General features: G+C 50.7%; 14 protein-coding genes and 1 tRNA gene. 3 read left to right on the top strand and 12 right to left on the bottom strand.

All coding sequences use genetic code 11. From position 1 onward, the window contains the following. Positions 1-150 precede the first annotated feature (150 nt). Positions 151-774: a sugar O-acetyltransferase gene (locus GX364_08355; GenBank protein NLI70858.1), complete on the top strand. Its 624-nt coding sequence runs from the start codon at positions 151-153 to the stop codon at positions 772-774. 188 nt (positions 775-962) lie between these two features. Here GX364_08355 and GX364_08360 read toward each other — a convergent pair. From GX364_08360 to GX364_08375, 4 genes are all read right to left on the bottom strand, one after another. Further along, positions 963-1,049, bottom strand: a tRNA-Leu gene (locus tag GX364_08360). A 189-nt stretch (positions 1,050-1,238) separates the two neighbouring features. Further along, the gene (locus GX364_08365; GenBank protein NLI70859.1) at positions 1,239-2,213 is read right to left on the bottom strand and encodes a diacylglycerol kinase family lipid kinase; all 975 of its coding nucleotides are present in this window, start codon (positions 2,211-2,213) and stop codon (positions 1,239-1,241) included. Between the two features lie 99 nt (positions 2,214-2,312). Beyond that, complete coding sequence (locus GX364_08370) at positions 2,313-3,092, bottom strand: slipin family protein (protein NLI70860.1); 780 nt, start codon at positions 3,090-3,092, stop codon at positions 2,313-2,315. Beyond that, positions 3,092-4,435, bottom strand: a complete 1,344-nt coding sequence (locus GX364_08375; protein ID NLI70861.1) for a nodulation protein NfeD — start codon at positions 4,433-4,435, stop codon at positions 3,092-3,094. The genes GX364_08370 and GX364_08375 overlap by 1 nt, the downstream gene beginning before the upstream one ends. Positions 4,436-4,844: 409 nt before the next feature. Between GX364_08375 and GX364_08380 the strand changes: the two genes are divergently transcribed. Beyond that, positions 4,845-5,243, top strand: a complete 399-nt coding sequence (locus GX364_08380; GenBank protein ID NLI70862.1) for an Rrf2 family transcriptional regulator — start codon at positions 4,845-4,847, stop codon at positions 5,241-5,243. A 379-nt stretch (positions 5,244-5,622) separates the two neighbouring features. Here the strand turns inward: GX364_08380 and GX364_08385 are convergent, their stop codons facing one another. The 7 genes from GX364_08385 to GX364_08415 form a co-directional block, all read right to left on the bottom strand. Beyond that, positions 5,623-6,144 (bottom strand): hypothetical protein, encoded by a 522-nt coding sequence (locus GX364_08385; protein NLI70863.1) that lies wholly within the window; start codon positions 6,142-6,144, stop codon positions 5,623-5,625. 153 nt (positions 6,145-6,297) lie between these two features. Beyond that, positions 6,298-6,756, bottom strand: a complete 459-nt coding sequence (gene ndk / locus GX364_08390) for a nucleoside-diphosphate kinase (protein NLI70864.1) — start codon at positions 6,754-6,756, stop codon at positions 6,298-6,300. An 83-nt stretch (positions 6,757-6,839) separates the two neighbouring features. Next, positions 6,840-7,697: a polyamine aminopropyltransferase gene (speE, locus tag GX364_08395; protein ID NLI70865.1), complete on the bottom strand. Its 858-nt coding sequence runs from the start codon at positions 7,695-7,697 to the stop codon at positions 6,840-6,842. Positions 7,698-7,814: 117 nt separating this feature from the next. Further along, the gene (locus GX364_08400; protein NLI70866.1) at positions 7,815-8,198 is read right to left on the bottom strand and encodes an S-adenosylmethionine decarboxylase proenzyme; all 384 of its coding nucleotides are present in this window, start codon (positions 8,196-8,198) and stop codon (positions 7,815-7,817) included. Positions 8,199-8,362: 164 nt separating this feature from the next. After that, positions 8,363-9,586: a hypothetical protein gene (locus GX364_08405; GenBank protein NLI70867.1), complete on the bottom strand. Its 1,224-nt coding sequence runs from the start codon at positions 9,584-9,586 to the stop codon at positions 8,363-8,365. 80 nt (positions 9,587-9,666) lie between these two features. Beyond that, positions 9,667-10,425 (bottom strand): PAS domain S-box protein, encoded by a 759-nt coding sequence (locus GX364_08410; protein NLI70868.1) that lies wholly within the window; start codon positions 10,423-10,425, stop codon positions 9,667-9,669. A 161-nt stretch (positions 10,426-10,586) separates the two neighbouring features. Further along, positions 10,587-11,669, bottom strand: a complete 1,083-nt coding sequence (locus GX364_08415; GenBank protein NLI70869.1) for an HD-GYP domain-containing protein — start codon at positions 11,667-11,669, stop codon at positions 10,587-10,589. Positions 11,670-12,095: 426 nt separating this feature from the next. Here GX364_08415 and GX364_08420 point away from each other — a divergent pair, with 426 nt between their 5' ends. Further along, positions 12,096-14,129, top strand: a complete 2,034-nt coding sequence (locus GX364_08420) for a hypothetical protein (GenBank protein ID NLI70870.1) — start codon at positions 12,096-12,098, stop codon at positions 14,127-14,129. A gap of 83 nt (positions 14,130-14,212) precedes the next feature. Here the strand turns inward: GX364_08420 and GX364_08425 are convergent, their stop codons facing one another. Next, positions 14,213-14,815 (bottom strand): hypothetical protein, encoded by a 603-nt coding sequence (locus GX364_08425; GenBank protein NLI70871.1) that lies wholly within the window; start codon positions 14,813-14,815, stop codon positions 14,213-14,215. Positions 14,816-15,287 lie beyond the last annotated feature (472 nt).

A 15,287-nucleotide genomic window follows, 5' to 3' on the forward strand; every position in this document is an offset into this window, starting at 1 on the left:
TCGATATATCTTTACAGAATCATTACTTGTTACCATAATTGACCTTCCGTGCTGTATGATCCGCCAAGCCTGATCAGACAAGTTTCATTTCCGAGGTCCGCAGGCAAAGGCCCCAAAATGATTTCAAGAAAGGAATACAGGTGAACCCGGATGACCGAAGAGAAAATATTTGAAAGGTTGCACAGCGGGGAACTCTACCCCACCGATGATGACAGACTGATGAAAGTTCAGCTTGCCTGCCTCGAACGATTGTACGAATTCAACATGACCAGGCCATCGGAACTGAAAAAAAGGGAGAAAATGCTGAAAGAATTGTTTGCCGAAATCGGGGAAAGCTGCTATATCGAACCTCCGCTTCATGCCAACTGGGGCGGAAAACATGTCCATTTCGGCCATCATATCTATGCCAATTTCAACCTTACCCTGGTGGACGACACGCATATCCATGTCGGTGACTATACCATGTTCGGGCCAAATGTCATCGTTGCCACGGCGGGACACCCGCTCCTGCCGGAGTTGCGGGAGCAACTGTACCAGTTCAACATGCCCATACATATAGGCAGGAATTGCTGGATCGGGGCCGGCGCCATCATCATGCCGGGTGTTTCCATTGGTGATAACACCGTCATCGGTGCGGGGAGCGTCGTTACGAAAGATATCCCGGCCAACGTCATCGCCGTCGGCAACCCTTGCAAGGTCATGCGCGAAATAGGCGAGAAGGACAAAAAATATTATTACAGGGACAGGATGATTGGCGAACCGGGCCGCGATTGAAACACTCCCGCTTTCGCCCGAAATCATGTCTTCATGTTGCATGCCCGCCAAAAATATGTTGGCATGTGCATATAATGTCAGCGAACTATGTGCAAGGGGTTTCCTCCGTCATTCCGTCCCCATGCCGTGGCAATGTCAAAAAAAAAAGAAGCCGATCAGAAACAATCGGCCTCTTCAGGTATTATCAATGGTGCGAGCGAAGGGATTTGAACCCCCACGGGCTTGCGCCCACTAGGTCCTGAACCTAGCGCGTCTGCCGATTCCGCCACGCTCGCAGAATAGATCACTTTTTGTCGTCCTGCCACGTTACCGGCTACCTATCATTATACCCATAAACAAAGTGAAAGGCAAGCAGCAGCCCACCCCGGTTGCCGGCAATCTTTGGAAACCAAAGCCCATGCGAATGGGCATACCTCGAACGAACAATACCCCGGCGATGCAGAACCCCCGGCTGCAAGATCAAACTACACCCCAAAAAATTCCCGGGACAGTCTCTGGCGTCTCTCCGCCTCCGACTGTTTTTCAACATGCAGGTTCAAGGGGGATATGATCTTCAGGGCCTTTTCCAGCACGGTGAATTTGAGGGGAAATTGTATATTATCCCGGGTCTCCCCATCGACCTGGACGAGCATGGTGTCATCGTCGCAGTTGATCACGGCTTCCTTGACCCTCGTTTTGTGAAATCCCTTGATGCCGGTATGCGCCTTGAAGAAAGCCAGCAGCCCCATGCTGATCATCCTGAATTTATCGATATCCTCGACCAGCTGAAAATCCAGGAACCCGTCATCGACTATGGCCTGGGGAGCGATACATAGCTGCCCGCCGTAGAACTTCCCGTTGGCGACCACGATAAGTATTGTTTCCCGCGTTATGATCTGACCGTTGTCCAGCTGGAACGTAACTACACGCGGCTTGATGTAAAGGTGCTGCAAGCAGGCGGAAACATAGGCCGGATAGCCCTCCAGCCAGTAATTGTCATCGGTGGCCGTCTTTGATACGGCAGCATCATAACCCATCCCCACCGAATTGAGGAAGATCTTGTCGTTGACCATCCCCAGATCCATCTCCAGCACCGGCCATTCAAAAAGGCCTTTCAGGGATTGCATGGGGTTGTGGGGTACGGCCACGGAACGGCGAAACCCATTGGCTGTCCCGGCCCCGATAACACCAAAGATATTCTTTTCCCGGTCGATGCCGTTGGCCACTTCCTGAAGTGTCCCGTCCCCGCCGACCGCAACGATCAACTCGGCTCCATCCCGGCTGGCACGTTCGGCCATCTTCCGTCCATCTCCGCCATCCCCGGTAAAATACACCTCGTGTGCGATCCTGTTTTTTTCAAGATAGGATCCGATCTTCTTCCACGTTTTGGCACCCCGCCCTTTTCCCGCATAGGGATTGACCACAAAGGCAGTATTGTAAGGAAAACTGGTCGGTTTCATCCCTCTCTCTCCTTAACCCAGATAATGACATGCTGCGCTATCAGTCTATTATTTTATATTCGCCAACTTTCCTTTTTTACCCTTCAATCTTTCTTTTCCTTAATCATTTTCGGATGGTTTCCCGGACGCAGCGGTCCCTGTCAACCGCCCCAGCAGATGTTTGAATTCCATCGGCAGCGGGAAAGCAATCAGAGACCCTTGCTGCGCCGCTATTTCCGGCAGTGACCGCAGGAGACGCACAAACATCCCCCCGTCCTGGTGTGCCAGGATGGCAGCTGCCTCGGCCAACCTCTCTGCCGCCTGTTTCTCGCCCTCGGCCTGGATAACGATGGCGCGCCGTTCTCTCTCTGCCGCCGCCTGCCTGGAGATAGCCTTCTGGAGGCCTTCGGGAATCACCACGTCCTTGATCTCCACCGATGTGACTTTGATCCCCCAGGGATCGGTAGCTTCGTCAAGGATCTTCTGAATCAGCTGGTTCAATTTGTCCCTCTCCGCCAGCAGGCCATCGAGTTCCGCCTGGCCGGCAACACTCCTGAGCGTGGTCTGCGCCATCTGCGAGGTGGCAAACATGTAATCCTCCACGTTGACCACCGCGCGGTTCGGATCGACCACACGATAGTAGACAACCGCATTGACGCTGACAGTAACGTTGTCACGGGTTATCACGTCCTGTGTGGGAACATCGAGAGTGATGGTCCGCAGTGAAATGCGCACCGCCTTGTCCAGCAGGGGGATGATAAAGATTACCCCCGGCCCTTTGGCCGCGATCAGATGGCCGAGGCGGAAAACCACCATCCTCTCGTACTCCTTCACCACCTTCAGTGAAGAAGCAATAAAAGCAATCAGAATCGCTACTACAACAACCCAGAATGTCTCCATCAGAAAATACCTCCTTCATTTTCATCCATGGCTTTCACCAGGAGCAACAACCCTTCCTGGTTGACAACCTGAACCTCCCTGCCAACTTCCACAACCCCTTTTTCCAGATTCCTGGCCTTCCATATCTCGCCCTGGAAACTGACCAGCCCTCCGGGTGAAAGTTCCTCCACGACCACAGCCTTCTCCGGCATGTGAAAAAATCTGGGTTCCTTTTTGCGCCGCCTCCACGATCCGATCACGGCCTGGACAACGATGAGCAGCAGGATGCCGACACCGACGACAACACCGATGACCGTGGCCCGAAAAGCGTGGTACCAGTCCGGTGCCATCAATGGCTCGATGGGCAGCAATATCGAACCGAAAAGCAAACTGATGATGCCTCCTATACCCAGAATCCCGAAACCCGGTGTAAATATCTCTGCAATGATCAGGGCCACCCCCACTACCAGCAATATTATTCCCGTGGTGCTGATATCGAAAAGCCCCATTCCGTAAATACCCATCACCAGGATTATACCACCGAGTACCTCCGGGACGAAGGTGCCGGGCATATTCAACCCCAGATAGATTCCGGCCAGGCCCAGCATCAGCAGAAGAAATGCTACCTGCGGATTGCTCAATGTGTTCTGGAGCCTTTCGCCGATATTCATGCGCACATCCACAAGACGGGCACCGGCCGTCTGCATGATCAGCGCCTCCCCCTCCTTCTCCACCTCGTAACCATCGAGTTCCAGCAGAAGTTCATTCAGGTTCGCCGCCGTAATATCGGACACCCCCAGCTCCATGGCATCCTCGTAATTCAGAACCAGGTTCTCGGTAATGAATTTTTCCGCGATCTCCTCCGGGCGCCCGGTTTCCTTGGCCATGCTGCGAATATGACCGGCCAGGAAACGTTCTGTCTTCTCCTCCGCAGGGGCGGTGCCCCCTTCGGGGGAAAGAGTGATGGGCTGTGCCGCCCCGACGGTGGTACCCGGGGCCATGGCCGCCACATCAGCACTGATGAGGATGAATGCACCCGCCGAAGCCGCTATTGCCCCCGAGGGGGCCACGAAGACGACCACCGGCAGATACGTACCCCTGAATATTCTATTTATATCCAGGGTCGCATCGACCAGCCCCCCGGGGGTATTCATCATCACGATAACAGCTTGCGCACCGGCCTCCTCGGCCTTCAGTACATGGCGCTCCAGAAATCCGGCGGTGCCGACCGTGATCATATCCTCAATCGGGATGACATAGACCACGTTCCTGCCGTCAGCAGAAACCTCACTTGCCGGCAGCAAAAACATGACCAGCAGGGCCGCTCCAAGTAAAATAAAGACCAAACCTCTTTTAATAATCACCGGCCTGCCCCTTTCATCTGCTACAATCGGATTCGCCAATTACTTTATTATAATATAATATTATCCTCCTGGCTGTAAAACAAATACGACATGATCAAAATCGGGGCAAGCCGGGAATGCATATGAAAGATCACGAAGGAAAAAATGTTAATGCATTCCGGGCGGGAAACAGCCCGCCGAGAGGCAAAGGGATAAACAAAAGACCAGAGAATGGCTGCAATGCCCGCCCCACCGCATACAATAACCTTTCGTCTGTATAGAATATGGTTTAGGCTTCAAGCAGCATATTTCAGAATATATCATCCTAACGAAGACAAAAATATGAGAAAGTGTTATCATATAAATATAACCAACTTATTTATATATATTTTTAAGGAAAAATCTGCTGGCAGCAATGGGGTAACAAAAAATGACCGTGATCACCAAGAAAACCGAATATGCCATCATCTCCCTGATGGAGTTGGCCATGCTCGATGAGGGAAAAACGATGACGACTAGAAGTATCGCCGAACGACAGGAAATACCGGTAAACCTTGTTACCCAGATTCTGGCCGAACTCCACAGGGCAGGATTGACCGGAAGTGTCCGCGGTGCCGGCGGTGGAATCTTCCTGAAAAGAGATCCATCCACGATCAACCTGCGCGAAGTTGCCGAACTGATCGACGGGCCGCTGAGTATTACCCGTTGCACAACTCCGGAAAACCAATGTAAAAATATAAAAAGCTGTGATCTCCGAAAAATCTGGTTGGAATCACAGCAGGCATTGCTGAATGTACTGGAGCAGACGACCATAAAGGACCTTCTCTGATTTTTTTAAAAAAACCGATCCCCCACCCCCATTTTCATGATGTCATGATCGTTTTTGCTTCGGCAGGTGAGAGAACGGTTTTTATGACCGGCTCCCCACCAACATTTTCATGAAGGCCGTACCGTTTTTGCTTGCAAGCGGAAAACCGGTTTTTAAAACCGATCCCCCGCCCCCATTTTCATGGAGAAGAATTTTTTCCTGTTTCGGCAGGCGGGAGAACGGATTTTATGTTCCAGCTCCCCACCGACATTTTCTAGAGACAGTACCGTTTCATGCTTGGGAGGAAAACGGTTTCAAGGCCGTTTCCCCACCCCATTTTCATGATGTCATGATCGTTTTCTGCTTCGTCAGTTGGGGGCTGGAAGATTATTTACAGGATTCAACCCCGCATCATTTCTTTCATCTTTCTTGATTTGCGGATTCTCTGCACTATCTCGGGCGCCATCTCTCCTTTTTCCATCATCTCATCAAGTAACTCCGTCACCTTATCTTCACCGTGCCTCTTTCCTATCGCATCAAAAACAGCTTCGGCAATCTTCTCCACGGCCTCTCCCTCTTTCAGGGGGCCTTTCTCATATTCCCTGATTTTCTCGCCCAGCTGCTCCCGTTCTTCTTTCTGCAACAAACGGAAAGCCATCTCTTCCAGTTTCTTTTTGACGGAAAGTCCTGTTCTGCTGCCCCTGGCAATATCCCCGATGCAGTACTTTGCGTAGGCACACCATTCGGCACACCCCAGATCGAACTTCCTGTTGATGACCATTTTTCCACATTTCTTGCAACGAAGTCGCACATCCGTTTTCCAGAATTCTATGCTCTCTCCGCACTGTGGACAGGTCTCCGTGGAGATGTCATCATAAGACCAGTACCTCATATCCTGTCCCGGGCATTTGGAACTTAACATTATGATCACACTCCTTTCAATAAAATCGATAAAATATATTACTAATTAACTTAGTTATATTATAAAACTGCTTTTAACATTTGTCAACAGGTTCTGGAAAATTTTTTGGAATATCTTTAAAAATATCTAAAATATCTCTCTACATATTTTCAATCACTGCTTGTAGCCAATCCATCTCGAAATATCACGCTCGTAATTTACTATTTCTTCGGGGTCAAAAAATATTTTCAATTCTCGCCTGGCACTCTCTGCCCCGTCTGAAGCATGAACAATATTGTTGCTCATGAACAGCGCCAGATCACCGCGGATGGTGCCCGGTAACGCCTCGAGGGGATCGGTGGCTCCCAGCATCTTCCTGATCTCGGCGATGGCATTTCTGCCCTCCCAGGCCATGGCCAGCACCGGCCCCGATGTAATAAAGGCAACCAGTTCACCATAAAATTTTTTCTCCCGGTGTTCCTCGTAGTGACGGGATGCCCGTTCCTCGTCCATCCATAACATCTTTGACCCTACCAGTTTGAGGCCTTTTCTTTCCAACCTGGAGATCACCTCGCCGATCAACCCCCGTTGAACACCATCGGGCTTGACCAGCACCAGAGAAGTTTCCACCATCTTTCCAACCCCTTTCTCCCCCCGATCCAGGAGGCAACATATTGCAGCAACAATGATTGTTGGATTCTATTATTGACATGATTTCAATAAATGATAAGCGGCTTCTGATCTTCGATAATCGTACTATCCTCGGCCAGAGCCCTTCGTATATCCCTGGGAATGGAAAACATGTGAACGTGTGTCCGCCCATCATAAAATTTCAGATCCGTGATGCCGAGACGACCGAGCCCGGAGTCAACTTCCTCCGGTGATATCTTCAGGGGATCATCTTTCCGGGAAGCAATATTGAAGCCCCAGGGGCTGTCAAATGAGGGAACATAAGCCTGGTAGGAACGAACGATTTCAAAACAGGTTTGAAGTGTATTCCTGATCGCCGCGTGTGCCTCTATATACTGAAGGCTGAAGGAACCCGACTGCATGGCAAGAAGCCCTCCCGGGGCAAGCTTCCGTACGAGTATACCGTAAAATTCGCGGGTAAACAGAAGATAAGAAGGCCCGTCATCCACCGGCTCGGTCAGATCGCTGATGATCAGATCAAACTGGCGATCTGTCTCTGCCAGATAGCGGCGGGCATCCATATGTAACAATTCCACCTTTTCCTCATCAAAGGCACCCTTGTGCCATGAAGGAAGATGTTTTCGGCAGAGGTCAACCACTTCACGGTCCAGGTCAACCATGGTGATCCTTTCCACCATGGGATATTTCAGGACTTCCCGGATCACGGCACCTTCCCCGCCCCCGATGATGAGAACCCTGCGCGGCGCGGGATGCAGGATCATGGCCGGATGGACCAATGCTTCGTGATAGATATACTCATCCATCTCCGTGGATTGTATCTTCCCATCAAGAATCAAGCACCGTCCAAAATTGAAGGTATCCACGATTTCAATCTTTTGAAATTCGGTATTGCCGCAATAAACCTCGTTTTTTATGGCAACCATGAAAGCCTGATATGGGTTGTCATAATCTATATGCCAACCGCATTCCGGCCTGGTCAATGGTTATAACCCCCTCATGATTGTTATATAACGGCCATAACTGACCGTTCAGGCAACCAATCAAAGATTGGCCACGGATTTGTGTTCCACCTTGCGATCAAAGATGCCGCGCTTTATCTCCCTGGCCATCATATTTTCAGCTTCTAGCTTCTGTTTGAGGTACTCGCAGGAAACCCAGGGATCCACGGCCTGCCCGCAGGTAAAAACATCAACAGCGGCATAACCAAGTTCGGGCCAGGTATGAATCGTCAAATGTGATTCTGATATCACCACTACGCCACTCAATCCCTGTGGCAGATACTGGTGAAAGGCCACTTCACGAACTTCAGCGCCGGCAACCTTGGCAGCTGAAACCATCTCTTGCTCAATAAATTCCCGATCATCAAGCAGTTCCGTGGGACATCCATAGAACTCGGCTAACACATGACGGCCCAAAGCGTTCATCTTTATACCTCCTTGCAACAATGATTATAGCAGGGCAAAACGACAAATTAAATTGTAACAAAATACATGGAAATGTCAATTAAATTTGAAATTATCATCGGGCTGGCCAGGAAGTTTCCTTGCTCTTCGTGGAGGCTCCCATCGTTGCAATGCGCCTGCCATGTTCAATTATCGACATCGGGCTCGTCATCGGGCTCACCCGGAATAATTTCCAGCCCGACAACATGACGCAAGATGCGGATAGCATCACGTATATTCACGTGCCTGTCTCCATCCAGATCACCGGCATACAGCTGGGATGGGCTTAAATTGACCAGTTTCACGGTATGACGAAGCAGTAGAATGGCATCGTACACATCAATCTCTCCGTCCCTGTTCAGATCCCCCCGTTTGACTTGCAGCCCGACGACCACTCCGCAGGCACCCGTTGCCTTATCACCGTCAACGGCCACGCGGACAAACGTCTCCCCCGGGCCTGCAGCCTTGACTCGCCCCTTCTCATCAACCGCCGCGATCTCGGGATGGTCCGAACTCCAGGCAAGTTCCCGGTAGAAAGCATTGGAGGGATATACAGTGGCCTTCAGATCGATAGCTTCGCCTTCGGAAAGATAGAATATATCTCCTTCAATGGAGACGTTTTTTATCATCACTGCAGTGGGCAGATCCAGTGCCATACCAATGCCGTTGGCCATGGCTTCCACCAATTTATTGCGGAATGATGGGCTTTGCAACAGGATGGCGTCGCCCTCGTTATCGATGAAACCATTCTCCACCAACAAAGCCGGCATCACCGTCTCCCGCAGGACATGGAAATCTGCCCTTTTCATCCCGCGGTTTATACTTCCGGCCTCCCGCCAGACCTTGCTGACAGAGGAATGAATAACCTGGCGGATCTCTTCCTCTCTAGCCGAGGCGCCGCCTTTATAGATGTAATCCTCGTAACCCCGTACTTTACCCTTGTTCTCTCCCACCGGAGAGGCATTGGAATGCAATGAAAAATAAAAATCTGCTCCCCAGGCATTGGCCATCGCTGTTCGGTCTGCCAGGGAAACATACACATCATCCCTCCGGGTCAGCATGATCTCGCATTCAAAAATACTTCTCAGCCTCTCCTCCAGTGCCAGTGCCAGGATTAGATTGATCTCCTTCTCCTTCATCTCCATGTGGCCGACCGCCCCGAAATCCCGGCCCCCATGTCCCGGATCGAGAACAATTTTTTTGATGGTGGCTGCCGCCAGTACCTGATCGGCGGGCAGACCAACCTCCAACGCGGCCCCATCCCCAACATCGGCCATCTCTTCGGCAAAGCAAGGAAAGGGAATGAGGGCAGCCATGATAAAAAAGAAAAAAAATGCTATGTATGAAGGTATCCTGCTCTGCAAGTTCATCTCCGTGTCTCCTTCCTGGGCTCTGTTTCTGCGATTAGCCACATAAAGTCGGCACCTTGAGGAGATTGAATTCTGTCATCTCAGCTGTTCTGGCAATCCACAAGCGTCAACACTACCCCGATGATGCCCCCATCCATATCTCTCCAGGGTGAAAAATAAAGATGGAAGTCAGCCATCCGGCCATCCTTCATTCTTGCACATGTCTTCACTGCCGCCAACAGTTTCCCTCCGAGAGCCTCCCCGAAGGCTTTCTCAAATTCATTTTCCTCTATATGGGGAAAACTTTGTCTGAAAATTTCCGGGGCCAGGTCCGGTTCCCATCCAAAGGCACGTTCAGCACGGTCATTGCTGCTCTTGATCTTGCCTTCCCGGTCAAGGGAAATCACTGCTATCGGAAGCGCATTGATGACCCCATCGGCATTTTCACTCCGCTTGCGCAGGGCTTCCTCCTTGAAACCTCTCTCCGTGATATCCAGGCCAATCAAGAATACGCTGTCAATCCGATCGTCGGTGTATTTATCGATATTGTAAGACCAGAGTACAAGTCGGCTCTCTCCCTGTTTCGTGAGCATGGTGCTTTCATGGTAAAAAGGGAAATCGGTCACCTGCAGATTTTCCAGGAAAGCCTTGAAGAGTTCCAGTTCATCCACATTCAAAAATATTTCCCCAAAATTCTTTCCAACCATCTCCGATGCCGGATAACCTGAAATCCGTTCACATTGTTGATTGATGAACATGATCTTGCCCTGACGATCGAGGATAACAATTATACCGGCAAAATCATGGATGATCGAACTGTACAACTCCTGCTGATTCCGGGGGAAACCAGGTTTGGACATGCAAACATCTCCCTTGTATTGATTTGCCTCATGCCGCATCATTCCCACGCCGGCCCGGGCCCGAGAAGATCATTCTATCTTCATGTAATGTCAGTACTTCCAACCTGTTTCAAGGCATGCCCTGATGGGCGGCGCTATTTTCCACTACTTTCTTGGTTCTCTCACTCCCTGTTCACCACACCGCGGACCACCACATCCAGCTTCTGGGTCAGGTCTATTTCATAGGGATTGGGATGAGGGTGTTTCTCCCCCTCGTAGAGCACTCTCACCACCGGACGGTAAGGGTAACCTTCTCTGTTGGCGATGACCAGACCGCTTTCACCCGTGCTGAGTTTGACATGGGTTCCCGTCGGATAAGCTGCGATAAACGAGAAGAACGCGGTCAGCATATCATGATTGTATTTGGTGCCACCTTCCACGGACAGAATATTCAAGGCTTCATCCGGCCGGTAATATTTACGGTAGGGGCGCTGCGAGGTCAGAGCGTCGTATGTATCGGCAATGGCTGCAATCTGAGCCAACCAGTGGATATTTTCCTTTTTCAACCCCCGCGGATATCCTTGCCCTTCCAGGCGCTCATGGTGCTGATAAATTATCTTTGCCGCACTGTCAGAATAGAGCGAACTTTTCTTGAAAAGCTCGTAACCGTACTGGGGATGTTTCTTGATCAGCGCATACTCCTCCCTGGTCAGTGGCCCCTGTTTTCTCAAAATCCTCTCCGGAACCTTAACATAGCCCAGATCATGGAGCAGAAAACCGATGGTATTCCTTTTGATAAGACTCAGGGGGTAATTGAGTTTCATGGCCAGGATCAAGGAAAGCAGGGTCACGGTTAGGCTGTGGTCAAATGTGTAACTGTCCGCCGACCTGATATCTGCCAGGCTGATGATAAGATTCTCGTTGTCCAGCAATTCTTCAATCAAAATGTTTATACCCTCGGATATCTTGTCTTCAATGATACAGAATTTCCGCGCCGAGGTTCTCCCCCTCGATTCCTGCATCATCTCCTTGATCAGCGCCCGAACTTCCAATCTCGTTCTTTCCGCGATGATATCTTCCTCATTGACACCCTCCAGGCGCTCATCTTTCACATAAATCTGGCCGATTCCCAGCTGCTGCAGGTATTTTATGTAGTGTGTTTTCATCACTGTTCCGGCGTTCAGGAGTTTCTGCCCCGAAGACCCGTAGATAGCGCGAGCCACGACCATGCCCGAACGAACTTTGGTCAAATGTACCAGACGCACAGGTGATCAATCCCCCCTCGATTTCCCGGAAAATTTTCAACCTGCCCTGTAACCATTCAAATCAAGCCACATCCATATCCAATGAATTACAGACAAAACACAGTTTACCTTCAAACAATGTTTGATTGACCTGAAATAAAAAAGAAAAGCCTGTATTCATTATTTATGATAATATTAAATTATCATAAAATGTTAGTCAAATGTAAGTTTATGCCTGCCCTGGCCGGTGCACTTCAATCTGTTGAAAGGCCTGGAGCATTTGTACACGGATATCCGGCAGTGATGAAAATTCCCGAACCCGCAGCCGGCTCGGGGATTTCATCTCCAGGCTTCACTCGCCGTGCAGTTGACAGGGCCTGCTAACAGATGGGTAAAACACGAAAGGATACGAAGGGATCCTGCGCAACAATTTATGGGGGGATTGCGATGTTTAAAAACAAGATATGGACTGTCCTGCTGGCCGTGGCCGTTCTTGTATGCCCGGTTTTGATCAAAACCGACAGCCCTCTCGGTGCCGAGGGTATTTCCGAAGAATTATTCTTTACTATCTTGCATACCAACGATGAACACTCTGCCCTTTTTCCCGCACCGGCAGTCGATTTCCACCCGCAAGAAGATAATACTGCACTGGGTGGAATCGCACGCCTGGCGAATATTATCAACCGGATCCGGGAAGAAAAAAAAGCCGACCGTGAACCGGTGCTACTCCTCAGCGGGGGCGACTTTACAGCGGGGACCGTTTACAACTGGCTAACTTTTGAAGGGTATGCGCCCGAACTCTCCCTCATGCAACAGATCGGGTACGACATGGTGACCATCGGGAACCACGAGTTCGATAACGGCCCCGAAGTGCTTGCCGATTATTTCAAAACCGCCGGTTATCCGGAAGCAGCAGAAAAAACCTCACTTGTCGCCACCAATATCATCATTCCCGACCATCACCCCCTCAACGGGGTTGGAATCAAAAAGACCGAGATCAAGAAACTCGATAACGGCCTGCGCCTGGGTTTCTTCAGCATCATCGGCGACGATGCCATCAATGTGATAGCCGACCGGGGCACCCTGACCTTCGAGGATCGGTTCGATTCAGCCCGTGAAGCGGTGGGCCTTCTCGAAGACAGGGTTGACATCATCGTGGCCCTCAATCATGCCGGCCTGGACGAAGACAGGGAGCTGGCCTCGACGGTTCCCGGTATCGATATAATCGTCGGCGGGCATAGCCATACACGGATGGAAGAACCTGAAATCGTCGGGGATACGATCATCGTTCAGGCCGGTGATCTTTTCAAATATCTGGGTGTTCTGGAGCTGGCCTACAACCCGGAGACGGGTAAAATTCGTCTTCGCAATGATGATTCTGCAAACCCCTATCTTCTCCCCGTGGATAGCAGCGTACCCCAGGACCCGACTATCTCCGCCGCTTTGGAGGAATATACACAGCTGGCCGGAGAAATGCTGGGACGACTCACCGGTGGCAAGTTCAATGATATTTTCATGCCCGTGGCCATCTCGGATTTTCCACTGTCCAACAGGCCCGATGACGAAGAAAATCCGATGGGCAACCTGGTGACCGATGCCATGCGCCTCGTTACCGAACAAAAAACGGGGCGCAAAGTTGATTTTGCTACCCAGGGAAGCGGCATCATCCGCAACGCGATAAAACCGGGAACGATGGATTTTTCACGGGGGAAGATCTTGCTTTACGATCTCATCGACACCGTCGCACTGGGCAGCGGCCCTGACGGGCGTCCGGGATTTCCTCTCGCCTCCGCTTATTTCACGGGGGAAGAACTGTTCCGGGTCATGGAAATTTCGGCATTGGCCTCGGCCTTCTACGGGGACGATTATTTTCTCCAGGCCTCGGGATGGCGGCACACTTACGATCCGGGCCGTGCCATCCTGTTCATGATACCCGGCCTCGACTTTCCATTTCCCTCCGCCCGTTCGGTCTTGAAGGCTGAAAGATATATTGGAGAGGGAAGGCAGACCACACAGGATCATGATTACCTGCCAATGGAACGTTACGACCAGGAACTGTACCATGCCGTAACCGACTACGTCCTTATCGCAACGGCAGTCCCCGAGGTAGCCCGGCTACTGCCACAGCTGGCGGTCGAGCCCAAGGATGCCTCCGGGAACATCGTCGACAACCCGGAGGATCTGATCGTGCGTGTCGATGGGGAGGAACTTAAATTGTGGCAGGCGGTTCTGGAATACATTGATGCCCAACCAATCGGCATGGAAGGACTTCCGGAAATTGATGATTACTACAAGGATGTCCACGACAGAATCGTTACTGTCTCCGAAACTACCCTGCTGACCAAAATTTTACTCTTCTTGAATGCCCTGTATATATTCCTTCCGGCAGCATATTACGTGCTGGCTCTTCTTGTCATAGTTGTAACCGTCATCATTATATGGCGGCGCAGAAGAAGGGTCTCGGACCGTGCCGTTGTGTAGAATGGCAATCTGGCCCCACTCTTCCCCCATGTTTCCGGTCGGATTGCCTTATTTCGCAAAAAGAAAGAGAAGCTGTAACCTGGTCAACGTTTCAAGGTTTTCCACAGCAATTTCCCGATGGCGATCAGCAGTTCGGGAGGCATCTCCGTATCCCCTCCCCCATCTTGCTGACCCGAAATATTTTCCTTTAACAAAAAAGAAGCCCTTCCATGGTTTCTGATATAACGTTCACGTGCGATCTCACCCGAACAGAATCGCCGTTCCACCGTCCTGCAATTGAACACACAGGGAAGATAATTCCCTCCGGTCAGGTGGATCCTGCTCTTGAAAACTCCTTTGTCGGGGTATTCCTCCACCTTCTGGACGGCGCAAATATTTACATAGCCTCCGGCCCCATCATTCTTGCCGATTACCTGTCTCAGTTTCAGAGGAACCATGACCAAGTCCTCGCTGATCGGTAGAGGAACCCCCTGGGATATACCCAGGTATTGGCCGTAATCCTTGCGCAAAGCCTCCAGATCGATGGAAAAGACCCTGGCCATTCTTCTGATAACCCATCGCGTGGTGCGCCTGTCGGCAAAGTTTTCACCGTCAATGGTATAGATGCGGGTTGCATTGCCGCCTTCTTCATCATAATAGGGAACGATGGCGGCAATCCGTTCCCGGTATTTCTCGATCAATTTCATCTTATTCACTCCTTCACTATCTGATATTTTACCCGAACATATGTTCGGGGTAAAGAAGATATTGTCTCAATCATGACATCCCCCTGTCAGCAAGTTTTCTATTATTTGGCAAGCGGTATATTCCTGTCATTTGCGTTCATAGGCTCCAACACCGCTGTCATTACGAACCGGGAAAATCCCTTTCCGCTTCCTCGCCTTCACCGGCTATGGCTGCCCTTCACTCCATGTCGCTGTCGCCAACAAATCCGTACGGGGAAAAGCAGGAACCAGTTTATACCGGTACCAAAGTGTGAACGAGGAGGGGATTCTTCGGTCGCGACAAACTACAGCCGCTCTCTCAGAATGACAGGTTGTACCTTTTCTTTCTCTGGCAGTAGGGTAAGGGGTGCTTGAGGAGGGGATTCTTCAGGAACTGAAGCTCTCTTTTGTGGGTATGCGAAAATATAAAACCCAGGAAATAGCTTCTACCCTG

It is taken from the genome of Bacillota bacterium (assembly GCA_012518215.1).
In the GTDB taxonomy this organism is placed as follows: Bacteria; Bacillota; Dethiobacteria; order DTU022; family PWGO01; genus JAAYSV01.